Source organism: Rhodococcus sp. SJ-2 (assembly GCF_053750035.1).
The window spans coordinates 1,490,185-1,502,103 of record NZ_CM132340.1; the positions used below are offsets into that span (position 1 = coordinate 1,490,185).

15 protein-coding genes are annotated in these 11,919 nt (G+C 63.4%); 14 read left to right on the top strand and 1 reads right to left on the bottom strand.

Annotation, left to right across the window (positions count from 1 at the left end; translation table 11 throughout):
* Positions 1–3: 3 nt before the first annotated feature.
* From ACSYG9_RS06800 to ACSYG9_RS06850, 11 genes are all read left to right on the top strand, one after another.
* A complete protein-coding gene (locus ACSYG9_RS06800; RefSeq protein ID WP_454841778.1) occupies positions 4–1,284 on the top strand; it encodes an aromatic ring-hydroxylating oxygenase subunit alpha in 1,281 nt (426 codons plus the stop codon).
* Entirely contained in the window at positions 1,268–1,591 is a 324-nt protein-coding gene (locus tag ACSYG9_RS06805; RefSeq protein ID WP_440126443.1) for a hypothetical protein, read from the top strand. The genes ACSYG9_RS06800 and ACSYG9_RS06805 overlap by 17 nt, the downstream gene beginning before the upstream one ends.
* Before the next feature lie 355 nt (positions 1,592–1,946).
* Positions 1,947–3,266 carry a cytochrome P450 gene (locus tag ACSYG9_RS06810; RefSeq protein WP_454842905.1) on the top strand — a complete coding sequence of 440 codons (1,320 nt, stop codon included), beginning with the start codon at positions 1,947–1,949 and terminating at the stop codon, positions 3,264–3,266.
* A complete protein-coding gene (locus ACSYG9_RS06815; protein ID WP_454841780.1) occupies positions 3,263–3,451 on the top strand; it encodes a ferredoxin in 189 nt (62 codons plus the stop codon). The genes ACSYG9_RS06810 and ACSYG9_RS06815 overlap by 4 nt, the downstream gene beginning before the upstream one ends.
* Positions 3,452–3,602: 151 nt before the next feature.
* Positions 3,603–3,914, top strand: a complete 312-nt coding sequence (locus ACSYG9_RS06820; RefSeq protein WP_454841781.1) for a DUF1330 domain-containing protein — start codon at positions 3,603–3,605, stop codon at positions 3,912–3,914.
* Between the two features lie 208 nt (positions 3,915–4,122).
* Complete coding sequence (locus tag ACSYG9_RS06825) at positions 4,123–5,403, top strand: aromatic ring-hydroxylating oxygenase subunit alpha (RefSeq protein ID WP_454841778.1); 1,281 nt, start codon at positions 4,123–4,125, stop codon at positions 5,401–5,403.
* Positions 5,387–5,710, top strand: a complete 324-nt coding sequence (locus ACSYG9_RS06830) for a hypothetical protein (protein ID WP_440126443.1) — start codon at positions 5,387–5,389, stop codon at positions 5,708–5,710. The genes ACSYG9_RS06825 and ACSYG9_RS06830 overlap by 17 nt, the downstream gene beginning before the upstream one ends.
* 4 nt (positions 5,711–5,714) lie before the next feature.
* Entirely contained in the window at positions 5,715–6,926 is a 1,212-nt protein-coding gene (locus tag ACSYG9_RS06835) for an amidohydrolase family protein (protein ID WP_454841782.1), read from the top strand.
* A complete protein-coding gene (locus ACSYG9_RS06840; protein ID WP_454841784.1) occupies positions 6,913–7,326 on the top strand; it encodes a nuclear transport factor 2 family protein in 414 nt (137 codons plus the stop codon). Before ACSYG9_RS06835 ends, ACSYG9_RS06840 begins: the two co-directional genes overlap by 14 nt.
* Positions 7,323–8,495, top strand: a complete 1,173-nt coding sequence (locus ACSYG9_RS06845; protein WP_454841786.1) for an acyl-CoA dehydrogenase family protein — start codon at positions 7,323–7,325, stop codon at positions 8,493–8,495. Before ACSYG9_RS06840 ends, ACSYG9_RS06845 begins: the two co-directional genes overlap by 4 nt.
* A 71-nt stretch (positions 8,496–8,566) precedes the next feature.
* Complete coding sequence (locus ACSYG9_RS06850) at positions 8,567–9,301, top strand: acyl-CoA dehydrogenase family protein (RefSeq protein ID WP_454842906.1); 735 nt, start codon at positions 8,567–8,569, stop codon at positions 9,299–9,301.
* Positions 9,302–9,369: 68 nt separating this feature from the next.
* Here the strand turns inward: ACSYG9_RS06850 and ACSYG9_RS06855 are convergent, their stop codons facing one another.
* Complete coding sequence (locus ACSYG9_RS06855; RefSeq protein WP_440126447.1) at positions 9,370–9,819, bottom strand: nuclear transport factor 2 family protein; 450 nt, start codon at positions 9,817–9,819, stop codon at positions 9,370–9,372.
* 166 nt (positions 9,820–9,985) lie between these two features.
* Here ACSYG9_RS06855 and ACSYG9_RS06860 point away from each other — a divergent pair, with 166 nt between their 5' ends.
* Genes ACSYG9_RS06860 through ACSYG9_RS06870 form a run of 3 tightly spaced genes read left to right on the top strand, consistent with a single transcriptional unit; the run spans position 9,986 to position 11,899 of the window.
* Positions 9,986–10,753 carry a glucose 1-dehydrogenase gene (locus ACSYG9_RS06860; protein ID WP_440126448.1) on the top strand — a complete coding sequence of 256 codons (768 nt, stop codon included), beginning with the start codon at positions 9,986–9,988 and terminating at the stop codon, positions 10,751–10,753.
* Between the two features lie 36 nt (positions 10,754–10,789).
* A complete protein-coding gene (locus ACSYG9_RS06865) occupies positions 10,790–11,551 on the top strand; it encodes an SDR family oxidoreductase (RefSeq protein ID WP_440126449.1) in 762 nt (253 codons plus the stop codon).
* Between the two features lie 27 nt (positions 11,552–11,578).
* On the top strand, positions 11,579–11,899 hold the full coding sequence (locus tag ACSYG9_RS06870; RefSeq protein ID WP_454841788.1) for a hypothetical protein: 321 nt from the start codon (positions 11,579–11,581) through the stop codon (positions 11,897–11,899).
* Positions 11,900–11,919: the final 20 nt, after the last annotated feature.

Consider the following 11,919-nt stretch of genomic DNA (forward strand, 5'->3'; position numbering starts at 1 on the left):
GCCTTGCCACACTTCACCAAACCGGCCGCAGGAAGCTGGACCGAGAACTACCCCGACATCGGCACCGCCCCGGTCGACTACACCGACTCCATCGACCCCGCCTTCTTCGAAGCCGAACGCGAAGCAATCTTCAAGCGCACCTGGCTCTACGTCGGCCGCGTCGAACAACTCCCCCGCACCGGCGCCTACTTCACCAAAGAACTGCCCTCCGCCGGACCCGGCACCTCCCTGGTCATCGTCAAGGGCAACGACAGCAAGATCCGCGCCTTCCACAACGTCTGCCGCCACCGCGGCAACAAACTCGTCTGGAACGACTTCCCCGGCGAGGAAACCGCAGGCAGCTGCAAGCAGTTCACCTGCAAATACCACGCCTGGCGCTACAGCCTCGAAGGCGAACTCACCTTCGTCCAGCAAGAAGGCGAATTCTTCGACCTCGACAAGGCCGACTACGGCCTCAAGGACGTGCGCTGCGAAACGTGGGAAGGGTTCATCTACATCAACCTCGACCCCAACGCCATCCCCCTCGTCGACTACCTCGGCACCTTCGCCAAGGGCCTCGAAGGCTACCCCTTCGGTGAAATGACCGAGGTCTACAGCTACCGCTCCGAAATCGGCGCCAACTGGAAGCTGTTCATCGACGCATTCGCCGAGTTCTACCACGCACCGATCCTGCACATGAAGCAGGCCGTCAAGGACGAAGCCGACAAACTCGCCGGCTACGGCTACGAAGCCCTGCACTACGACCTGCAGCCCCCGCACTCGATGATCTCCTCCTGGGGCGGCATGGCACCGCCCAAGGACCTCAACATGGTCAAGCCCATCGAACGCGTCCTGCGCTCCGGCCTGTTCGGCCCCTGGGACCAGCCCGACATCGACGGCCTCGCCGACGACCAGCTGCCCTCCGCACTGAACCCCACCGGCTTCCACAGCTGGGGCCAGGACTCCTTCGAGTTCTTCCCCAACATGACCCTGCTCGTCTGGAAGCCGGGCTGGTACCTGACCTACACCTACTGGCCCACCGCCGTCGACAAGCACATCTTCGAGGCCAGCCTCTACTTCGTGCCCCCGAAGAACGCCCGCGAGCGCCTCGCACAGGAACTCGCCGCGGTGACCTTCAAGGAATACGCCCTCCAGGACGCCAACACTCTCGAAGCCACCCAAACGATGATCGGCACCCGCACGGTGACCGAATTCCCCCTCTGCGACCAGGAGCTTCTCCTGCGTCACCTCCACAAGACCGTCGGAGACTACGTCAAGGAGTACCGCGATGCCTCTGCCAACTGAATTCGCCGACCTCGAGCCCTACATCGGCTGGGATCTGGCCACCGAGCCCGAACGCTACGCCAAGCGACTCGCCTCGACGATGCCGGAAATGCAGGACTTCTACAACGCCGCATTCCCCCGCCTCGAAGACGCCATCGCCTTCTGCGACAAGTTCGACCTCGACGACCTGCCCGACGATGCCCGCACCGTCATGCACCTGATGCAGTCACTGGTCATGGTCTCCTTCCCCGTCGAGGTCTGGAAGCAGCCCCGCGTCCCCGACAGCGGCGCCGCATGGTGCGAAATCACCAAAGAACCGGTGGTCTGAGGCAGGCAGCCCGGTGGAAACACGTACTGGGAGATAGCAGTTGCACTCCGCAAGTGTGCCCGTGCTCGAACGACACTCGTCGCTCGAGCACGGGCACACTTGTATTTGCGGGCCTTCATCTGTGACCGCAGTCATAAGATGCCGTACACGACGATGACATCACCAAGATCAACTACATCTCGCACTCCACCCCATTGTTCATGATCACAAGTCCGAAATGTACGAAACATCCGTGAGTGAGAGGTTCGAGCAGGCGTGATTTGATGTGCGACGAGACTCGGCGTCGGCGCGGCACTGCTGCGATTCGGGGCCGTGCTCGGCCACAGCCCCGGAGCTTGTTTCTCGAGAGGAAATGATGACCGACATCGAGACGAAGAATTTCTTCACCGACCCTGAGTTCGTCGGCGATCCCAACCCGTACTACGACGCGATGCGCGCGAGCTGCCCCGTCAAGCGCGAACCGCACATGAACGTCATGATGGTCACCGGATACGAGGAAGCAATCCAGGTTCTCAGCGATGAGAAGTCCTACTCCTCGTGCATCTCGGTGACCGGTCCGTTCTCGGGCTTCCCGCTCCCTGCCGAGAGCGACGACATCTCGGATCTGATCGAGGAGCACCGCCCCTCGCTGCCGATGAACGATCAGCTGCCCACGATGGATCCCCCGCAGCACGCGGACCACCGCGGACTGCTGATGCGCTTGATCACCCCCAAGCGCCTCAAGGAGAACGAAGAGTTCATCTACCGCCTGGCCGACAAGCTGCTCGACAACATCCTGGCCAAGGGTGAAGGCGATTACATCAGCGAATTCGCCGGCCCCTTCGCGATGCTCGTCATCGCCGATCTCCTTGGCGTCCCGGAGAGCGACCATGCAGAGTTCATCGCCGGCCTGAATCTCGCGACGGAGGGCGGCTTCACTCTCGGCAGCACCGAGGGCGAAGCACTGAAGTTGAACCCGCTCGAGTTCCTCTACAAGAAGTTCGGCGAGTACATCGAGGATCGTCGCGCGAACCCCACGGACGACGTCCTGACAGGACTCGCGACCGCGACGTTCCCCGATGGCACACTGCCCCCGGTCGACGATGTCCTCCGCATTGCAGCGAACGTCTTCTCGGCAGGGCAGGAGACGACGGTGCGGCTGCTGAGCTCCGGGCTCCGGATCATCGCCGAGAATCCTGAGATCCAGCAGGCGCTTCGCGAAGATCCGGAGAAGATCCCGAACTTCATCGAGGAGGCGCTTCGGATGGAGAGCCCGATCAAGGGCGACTTCCGGCTCTCCAAGGTCCCGACCGAGGTCGGGGGCGTCGAGGTTCCGGCCGGCACGATCCTCATGCTCCTCAACGGTGCGGCCAACCGCGATTCCAGGCAGTTCTCCGACCCGGAGGATTTCGATCTGGAGCGCCGTAATGCGCGTACGCACATCGCATTCGGTCGCGGTGTCCATGCCTGCCCCGGCGCTCCTCTCGCCCGCACCGAGGGTCGTGTGGGTATCCAGCGCCTCCTCGAGCGGACCACCCACATCGCGCTGTCGGAGGAGGTGCACGGGCCCGAGGGCGATCGGAAGTTCGACTACCTGCCCACCTTCATCCTCCGCGGTCTGCTGAACCTCAACCTGGAGTACACCGTCGCGGAAGGCGACAATTCGGGCGGGGTCGGGGAAGGCGACGACAAGTGAAGGTCCATGTCGACGACGATGCGTGCCGTGGTCACGGCGTCTGCCTCGCGCTCTGCCCCGACGTCTTCGACCTGAGCGACGGCGGATACGCCGTGACGCTGGTGTCCGAGGTCCCGGCGGAGCACGAAGGTAAAGTTCGCGAGGCTGTCGCGAGCTGTCCCGAGCGCGCAATCTCGATTTCGTAGACCGACTCACACACCGAACACGACGCCCGCCCTCACGGTTTCTACCGTGAGGGCGGGCGTCTGCCATAGTGTGCGACAACGTAGTTGTTGCAGCACAACAATTTCCGGATACAGCATCCGTCGATGTCTACCGATACAGCGAGGAGCACTCATGCCCAAGGGATACGTCATCCTGACCGAAGCAATCCGAGATGGAGAAGGAATGGCCGCCTACAGCAGGGTTTCCGCGCCTTCGCTCGCCGAGCAGAGTGCGACCGTGCTCGCAGTCGATGCCCGCCCCGACGTGCTCGAAGGCTCATGGCACGGCGACCGGACCGTCGTCATGGAGTTCGAATCCGTCGCAGCAGCCCGGGCCTGGTACGAGTCCGAGGCGTATCAGAAGGCGCTTCCACTGCGCCAGGCCGCCGCCGACTGCAATGTCGTCATCCTCGAAGGCTTCGTGATGCCTCCGACTCGCGCCTGAGCCACGACGTCCACCTCGGCCCTTCCCGGGGTGTTGCCGTCAGGCGTCCGCATAGGCGCCGACCCAGGGCTTTCGCCCGGGCCGGCGCCTTTTTCATACCTTGATCGACTCGATGATTGACGTAGGTCCAGTTCTGTGGAAACCTAATGTTCAACAGTGAGAGCGTCATTCTCACTAGAGAGAGTGCTCTCGAGCGAAAGGTAGAGCCTTGCCACACTTCACCAAACCGGCCGCAGGAAGCTGGACCGAGAACTACCCCGACATCGGCACCGCCCCGGTCGACTACACCGACTCCATCGACCCCGCCTTCTTCGAAGCCGAACGCGAAGCAATCTTCAAGCGCACCTGGCTCTACGTCGGCCGCGTCGAACAACTCCCCCGCACCGGCGCCTACTTCACCAAAGAACTGCCCTCCGCCGGACCCGGCACCTCCCTGGTCATCGTCAAGGGCAACGACAGCAAGATCCGCGCCTTCCACAACGTCTGCCGCCACCGCGGCAACAAACTCGTCTGGAACGACTTCCCCGGCGAGGAAACCGCAGGCAGCTGCAAGCAGTTCACCTGCAAATACCACGCCTGGCGCTACAGCCTCGAAGGCGAACTCACCTTCGTCCAGCAAGAAGGCGAATTCTTCGACCTCGACAAGGCCGACTACGGCCTCAAGGACGTGCGCTGCGAAACGTGGGAAGGGTTCATCTACATCAACCTCGACCCCAACGCCATCCCCCTCGTCGACTACCTCGGCACCTTCGCCAAGGGCCTCGAAGGCTACCCCTTCGGTGAAATGACCGAGGTCTACAGCTACCGCTCCGAAATCGGCGCCAACTGGAAGCTGTTCATCGACGCATTCGCCGAGTTCTACCACGCACCGATCCTGCACATGAAGCAGGCCGTCAAGGACGAAGCCGACAAACTCGCCGGCTACGGCTACGAAGCCCTGCACTACGACCTGCAGCCCCCGCACTCGATGATCTCCTCCTGGGGCGGCATGGCACCGCCCAAGGACCTCAACATGGTCAAGCCCATCGAACGCGTCCTGCGCTCCGGCCTGTTCGGCCCCTGGGACCAGCCCGACATCGACGGCCTCGCCGACGACCAGCTGCCCTCCGCACTGAACCCCACCGGCTTCCACAGCTGGGGCCAGGACTCCTTCGAGTTCTTCCCCAACATGACCCTGCTCGTCTGGAAGCCGGGCTGGTACCTGACCTACACCTACTGGCCCACCGCCGTCGACAAGCACATCTTCGAGGCCAGCCTCTACTTCGTGCCCCCGAAGAACGCCCGCGAGCGCCTCGCACAGGAACTCGCCGCGGTGACCTTCAAGGAATACGCCCTCCAGGACGCCAACACTCTCGAAGCCACCCAAACGATGATCGGCACCCGCACGGTGACCGAATTCCCCCTCTGCGACCAGGAGCTTCTCCTGCGTCACCTCCACAAGACCGTCGGAGACTACGTCAAGGAGTACCGCGATGCCTCTGCCAACTGAATTCGCCGACCTCGAGCCCTACATCGGCTGGGATCTGGCCACCGAGCCCGAACGCTACGCCAAGCGACTCGCCTCGACGATGCCGGAAATGCAGGACTTCTACAACGCCGCATTCCCCCGCCTCGAAGACGCCATCGCCTTCTGCGACAAGTTCGACCTCGACGACCTGCCCGACGATGCCCGCACCGTCATGCACCTGATGCAGTCACTGGTCATGGTCTCCTTCCCCGTCGAGGTCTGGAAGCAGCCCCGCGTCCCCGACAGCGGCGCCGCATGGTGCGAAATCACCAAAGAACCGGTGGTGTAACCGCATGCTGACGCTCAAAGCAGCCGGACTCCTCGATGTCGAGACCGGCGAGATCATCCGACCGGGCATCATTCACATCGACGGCGAACGTATTGCGGGCGTCGGCGGCGAACCCCGCGGAGAGGTGATCGATCTCGGTGATCAGATCCTCATGCCGGGGTTGATGGACATGGAGGTGAACCTGCTCATGGGTGGGCGTGGCGAAAAGCCCGTCTACTCCACGGTTCAGGACGATCCTCCGATACGCATGCTGCGTGCGGTGGGCAATTCCCGCCGCACGCTGCGTGCGGGCTTCACAACGGTCCGAAATCTGGGGCTGTTCGTCAAGACCGGCGGCTATCTGCTCGACGTCGCTCTCGGCAAGGCGATCGACGCCGGATGGGTCGACGGTCCCCGCATCGTGCCCGCAGGTCACGCGATCACCCCGACCGGTGGCCACCTGGATCCGACGATGTTCGCGGCCTTTGCCCCCGGCGTCCTCGATCTGACCATCGAGGAAGGTATCGCCAACGGTGTCGACGAAGTTCGCAAGGCCGTCCGATACCAGATCAAGCACGGCGCTCAGCTCATCAAGGTATGCGTCTCAGGTGGCGTGATGTCGATGACGGGATCGGCAGGTGCCCAGCATTATTCCGACGAAGAACTGCGCGCGATCGTCGATGAGGCACATCGTCGCGGCATGAAGGTCGCGTCCCACACCCACGGCGCCGAGGCCGTGCGTCACGCGGTGGCTGCAGGCATCGACTGCATCGAGCACGGTTTCCTCATCGACGACGACGCGATCGACCAGATGGTCGAGAACGGCACATGGCTGGTTCCCACGACGCGTTTGGCCGACGCGATGGACACTTCTCACGCACCGCCTGAACTTCAGGCGAAGGCCGCCGAGATGTTCCCGAAAGCGCGCACTTCCGTGCTCGCGGCGTACAAGGCCGGTGTCAAGATCGCGGTCGGCACCGATGCTCCTGCGATTCCGCACGGCAAGAACGCCGACGAGATCGTGGCGCTCGTCGACCGGGGGCTCCCCCCGTTGGCGGTCATCCAGGCCGCGACGATCAACGCAGCCGAGCTGATCGGCGTCGACGACCGTGGCCGTCTGGCCGAAGGCCTGCTCGCCGACATCATCGCGGTACCGGGCGATCCCACCGAAGACATCACCGTCACCCAGGACGTGCGGTTCGTGATGAAAGGCGGAAAGGTCTATGTCAACAAGTGACCTCGTAGAGATCAACCAGCTTCTCGCACGCTATGCCGTGATCATGACCAAGGGGGAGTTCGACGGGATCGTCGACGTGTTCACTCCCGACGGCACCTACAGCGCTTTCGGCGACGTATTCACGCTCGACCAGTTCCCCCAGCTGGCAGCTGCGGCACCCAGAGGCCTGTTTCTCGTGGGCACTTCGATGATCGAGCTCGACGGCGACACCGCTACCGGCACACAGCCGCTGTGCTTCGTCGAGCATTCCGCGCACGACATGCGGATCGGTTACTACAACGACACCTACGTCCGTACCGAGGCCGGATGGCGCGTGAAGACACGCAAGATGACATTCATCCGGCGCAGCGGCGAGCACGACTCGGGAATCCCACACGCATTCGAGGCACCGACGGCATGAACATCGCCGGGGCGAGCGAAGCGACGGGGAGTGTCCGGGCGAGCGAAGCGACGGGGAGTGTCCGGGCGAGCGAAGCGACGGGGAGTGTCCAGGAGTTCAGGACAGCGGTACGCGCTTGGCTCGACGAGAACGATCTCACGCCCGGACCCGACCTCACGTTCGACAAGCAGGTCGAACAGCTGGGCCGGGTCCGGCGCGCTCTCTACGATGCCGGATGGATGCGATACGGATGGCCGGCGGAGGTCGGAGGACTCGGCGGGCCCGCGATGCTGCGGGCCGTACTCGGCGAAGAAGTTGCCACACGCGACCTCGCCGAGCCGGGCATCTACTCGATGATCGAGGTGCTCGCGCCCACCATGATCAAGTACGCAAGTCCTGAGCTGGCAGCCGAAATGGTGCCGCGCCTGCTCGACGGCAGCGAGCAGTGGTGTCAGGGCTTTTCGGAGCCCGGTTCGGGCAGCGACCTCGCGTCGCTGTCCACCCGCGCCGAACAGCGTGGCGACCAATGGGTGATCAACGGCCAGAAGGTATGGACCTCTCTGGCACAGTTCGCGACCCGTTGCGTTCTCCTTACCCGCACGGGCCCCGGACACGACGGCATCACCGCCTTCTTCCTCGACATGGACACCCCTGGCATCACCGTCCGGCCGCTGACGACGATGCACGACCGCGAGGAGTTCTGCGAGGTCTACTTCGACGATGTCGTGGTGCCGGCCGATCGGATGCTGGGCAAACCCGGAGATGGCTGGAAACTCGCGATGGATCTGCTCCCGCACGAGCGTTCGTCGTGCTTCTGGCACCGGATCGCGTACCTGTTCACTCGTCTCGATCAGGTCGCTGCTGTCTCGGATCCCGCCGACGATCGAGAACTCGGCGACGCCTACCTTGCGTTGCACACGGTGCGGAGCCGTTCGTACAGCACGCAGAAGCGGCTCCAGGCCGGATTGCCGTTGGGGCCGGAGACCTCGGTCGACAAGGTCCTGCTCGCGACCGCCGAGCAGCAACTGTTCGACACCGCGCGGGATCTGATTCCGGGAAGGATCGAACTGTTCGACACCGAGCTGCGGACCGAGTTCCTGTATTCGCGGGCCGCGTCGATATACGGCGGTACCGCGGAAATCCAGCGCAACATCATCGCTCGCCGTCTACTGCAACTGGGGAAAGAGTGAAGACCACGAACAGCACTGCACCGGCGGTCGATTCGGAACTGGCACTCCTCGAGGACGCACTTCGCAAGACCATGGAGGCCAACTCGGGTGTCGCACTCGACTCGGCGCTCGTCGAACTCGGCTGGCACGACATGCTCAGCGAGATGCCTGATGTCGCAATCCCTCTGGTGTTCCGGCTGCTGGGCGAGACCGGCGCGCACGCACCGGTGATCAACGACGTGATCCTGGCCGAGGCCGGCGCCGAACCCGGAGGCACAGTGCCGCTCCCATACGCGGGGGGCTCGTGGCTCGTGTGGCACCGCACCGAGCGGAGTACCGAGGCGCTCGACAAGGAGCTCACCGTCGAGGTGGTCGAATCCGGGAATCCGGTACCGCTCGCTGCGGGCCGTCGCGCGCTCGGGTGGTGGCTGGTGGGCACGAGCCGCACCATGCTCGATCTCGCCCGTACTCATGCGCTCGATCGCACGCAGTTCGGCAAGCCCATCTCCGGCTTCCAGGCCGTGCGTCACAAGCTCGCCGAGACGTTCGTGGCAATCGAGGGGGCCGAAGCGGCGCTCCTCGTCGCGGACGACGAGTTCAGCTCGCTCTTGGCCAAGGCCGCCGCAGGTAAGGCGGCGGTGACCGCCGCGCGGCACTGTCAGCAGGTGCTCGGCGGGATCGGATTCACCGACGAACACGATCTGCATCGTCATATTCGCCGCGGATTGTTCCTCGACGGATTGCTCGGTAGCGCCAAGGAATTGACACGAGAAGCAGGGGCGGCCATCCGCGCGTCGGGGTCCGCTCCGCGCATCGCCAACCTGTAGCAATCACCTGAACCAGTAGAGGCCACCGTCAACGACGGTGGCCTCTACTCGTACATCCCCTGGATCGACTACGACGCTGCCGCGCCGTTCTTGGAGGGATCGGGGTGGTTCGAGAACCAGAGGTTCTCCTCTACGGCCTTGCGGCTCTTCCATCCATCGGCTGTGCGCACGACCTCGTGGTGGTAGTTGCCGCCGCAGTATGTCAGGCCGTCGACACCCGGAAGCTGCATCGGGTTGTAGAACATCGCCGAGACCTCAGCGGTGTCGTCATCGACGAACGTGATCGCGATGTTGGTGACGAAGTGCTGGGTCATGGGGCACTGGTCGAGCCCGCGGCTCAGCATGGCGATCACCTGGTCGCGTGTGCCCGCCGGGTAGCCGACCGATGTGTAGTCGAGAGCTGCGTCGTCGGTGAAGATCGACGCCAGCGCTTCCCAGTTCTTCGTGTCGACCGAAGTCGCGTACTTGTACAGCAGGTCGGCGATGTCGAGCCGGTCCTGGAGTCGCTGCAGTGTCATTGTTGTCCTTTGCTTTTCGATGTCGGATCTGCCGTATTTTTCCATCCCGCACACAGACGGCCCTGGGCACCCACCCGCTCCGAGCGCTACTCTCCCTTCTCGAAATCGTATTCTTTCCGATAAGAATATGCTTTCCAAATTCCAGATTCTGCGTAACAATCGGTGCATGACGCCATTGGATTCACTGCACGACCTCACAGGGAAGACCGCCATCGTCACCGGTGGCTCACGGGGAATCGGCCGCGCAATCGCCCAGATACTCGCCGAGGCAGGGGCCGACGTCGTCATAGCGTCCCGCAAGCTCGACGGCTGCGAGCTCGCCGCGAAGGAAATCGAGGCATCGACCGGACGTCGCGTGCTCGCCGTCGCGTGCCATGTGGGTAACTGGGACGACTGCGACGCGTTGGTCGACCGCACCCTCGAGCACTTCGGCCGCCTCGACGTCCTGGTCAACAACGCCGGAATGTCACCGCTGTACGAGAATCTCGAATCGATCACCGAGGATCTCTACGACAAGACCCTCAACGTCAATCTCAAAGGACCGTTCCGCCTTGCCGTTCGCGCAGGTGCTCACATGGCCGCCAACGGCGGCGGGTCGATCATCAACGTCGGCACGGCGGGCTCCCTGACTGCGAGCGTGCGCGAACTCCCCTACGCGTGCGCCAAGTCGGGTCTCAATGCCCTGACGGTCGGTCTTGCAGACGCGTACGCACCCACCGTCCGTGTCAATGCGATCCTGCCCGGACCGTTCAGGACCGACCTTTCGAAGGCATGGGCGCCGCCGGAAGGCGAAGAAGCACCGTTCGTCCCGCTGGGGCGCATGGGGCGACCCGAAGAAGTGGCTCCGCTCGCGCTGCATCTCGCCAGTGACGCTTCGAGTTTCACCACCGGGGCCATCATCCGCGTGGACGGCGGAGTCACCAAGAAGGTCTGAGCCCGCGGCAATCCACACATTTCGAGAAAGGTACCTATGACGGATTCGAAGCAACTTGCAGACAAGGTCGCCATCGTCACAGGAGCGGGCGGCGGGATCGGCCGCACCTACTCCCGCGGTCTCGCCGAGGCTGGCGCCGCAGTGGTCGTCGCCGACATCGACCTCGACACCGCGACCGCCACAGCCGACGAACTGAAGGCCGACGGATATCGGGCGCTCGCCGTCCGGGTCGATGTGAGGGACGAGAAGAGCACGTCGGACATGGCCGCCTCAGCTGCCGCAGAGTTCGGATCCGTCGACATTCTCGTCAACAACGCGGGCCTGATGGCAGAGGTCGTCGGCAAGGGCGGTCTCACCTCAATGTCGTTGGACCTGTGGACCAACACGCTCGCGGTCAATCTCACCGGCCCGCTCCTGTGCACCCGCGCCGTCGTCCCGTACATGAAAGAGCGCGGCTACGGAAAGATCGTCAACCAATCGTCCAGCGGCGCCTTCATGGCCGCCCAGGCCTACGGAATCACCAAGCTCGGCCTGGTGAGCATGACGGTGTCGCTCTCACGGGAGCTCGCGCCGTTCGGGATCCGCGTCAACGCCATCGCGCCGGGCATGGTGAACACCGAGGCGGGTGACATCGCATCGCCGCCCGAACTGAAGGAGATGGTCAAGCACGCGATCCCGTTCCCCTTCGGTGAACCCGAAGAGCTGATTCCAGGTCTGCTGTACCTGGTTTCGTCCGGCAGCGATTGGGTGACAGGCCACACCTTGAACATCGACGGCGGCTGGATCGTTCGAGTCTGACCCCATCCACACATGAAAGGGCGAAGCATGAAGCATTACCTGATGGTCGAGGCGTACCCGTCCCACCCGGAACGCGTCGACGAGTTCAACGAATGGTACGAGACGACGCACATTCGTGAGGTCGTCGCATGCGACGGCTTCGTGAAGGCAACTCGTCTGGCACCCGCCGACCAGGCCGGGGGTTCGTTCGTCACGCTCTATGAGATCGAAGGCGATCCGGAGAAGGCCTTGCACAATGTGCACGCTGCCGCAGCCGCGAAGCAGTTCGACATGTCGGATTCTCTGAGCTTCGGCCCGGTCCCGAAGATGCGCATCATGAGCGTGTACTCGGAATACGTCAAGCCGTGAGCATCCGAAGCTGATTCGGG

Coding starts and splice junctions, on each gene's coding strand:
- ACSYG9_RS06820 (WP_454841781.1), top strand. CDS start 3,603: ATGCCCAAGGGATACGTCATCCTGACCGAAGCAATCCGAGATGGAGAA.
- ACSYG9_RS06855 (WP_440126447.1), bottom strand. CDS start 9,819: ATGACACTGCAGCGACTCCAGGACCGGCTCGACATCGCCGACCTGCTG.
- ACSYG9_RS06860 (WP_440126448.1), top strand. CDS start 9,986: ATGACGCCATTGGATTCACTGCACGACCTCACAGGGAAGACCGCCATC.
- ACSYG9_RS06840 (WP_454841784.1), top strand. CDS start 6,913: ATGTCAACAAGTGACCTCGTAGAGATCAACCAGCTTCTCGCACGCTAT.
- ACSYG9_RS06865 (WP_440126449.1), top strand. CDS start 10,790: ATGACGGATTCGAAGCAACTTGCAGACAAGGTCGCCATCGTCACAGGA.
- ACSYG9_RS06870 (WP_454841788.1), top strand. CDS start 11,579: ATGAAGCATTACCTGATGGTCGAGGCGTACCCGTCCCACCCGGAACGC.
- ACSYG9_RS06835 (WP_454841782.1), top strand. CDS start 5,715: ATGCTGACGCTCAAAGCAGCCGGACTCCTCGATGTCGAGACCGGCGAG.
- ACSYG9_RS06850 (WP_454842906.1), top strand. CDS start 8,567: ATGGAGGCCAACTCGGGTGTCGCACTCGACTCGGCGCTCGTCGAACTC.
- ACSYG9_RS06830 (WP_440126443.1), top strand. CDS start 5,387: ATGCCTCTGCCAACTGAATTCGCCGACCTCGAGCCCTACATCGGCTGG.
- ACSYG9_RS06805 (WP_440126443.1), top strand. CDS start 1,268: ATGCCTCTGCCAACTGAATTCGCCGACCTCGAGCCCTACATCGGCTGG.
- ACSYG9_RS06810 (WP_454842905.1), top strand. CDS start 1,947: ATGACCGACATCGAGACGAAGAATTTCTTCACCGACCCTGAGTTCGTC.
- ACSYG9_RS06845 (WP_454841786.1), top strand. CDS start 7,323: ATGAACATCGCCGGGGCGAGCGAAGCGACGGGGAGTGTCCGGGCGAGC.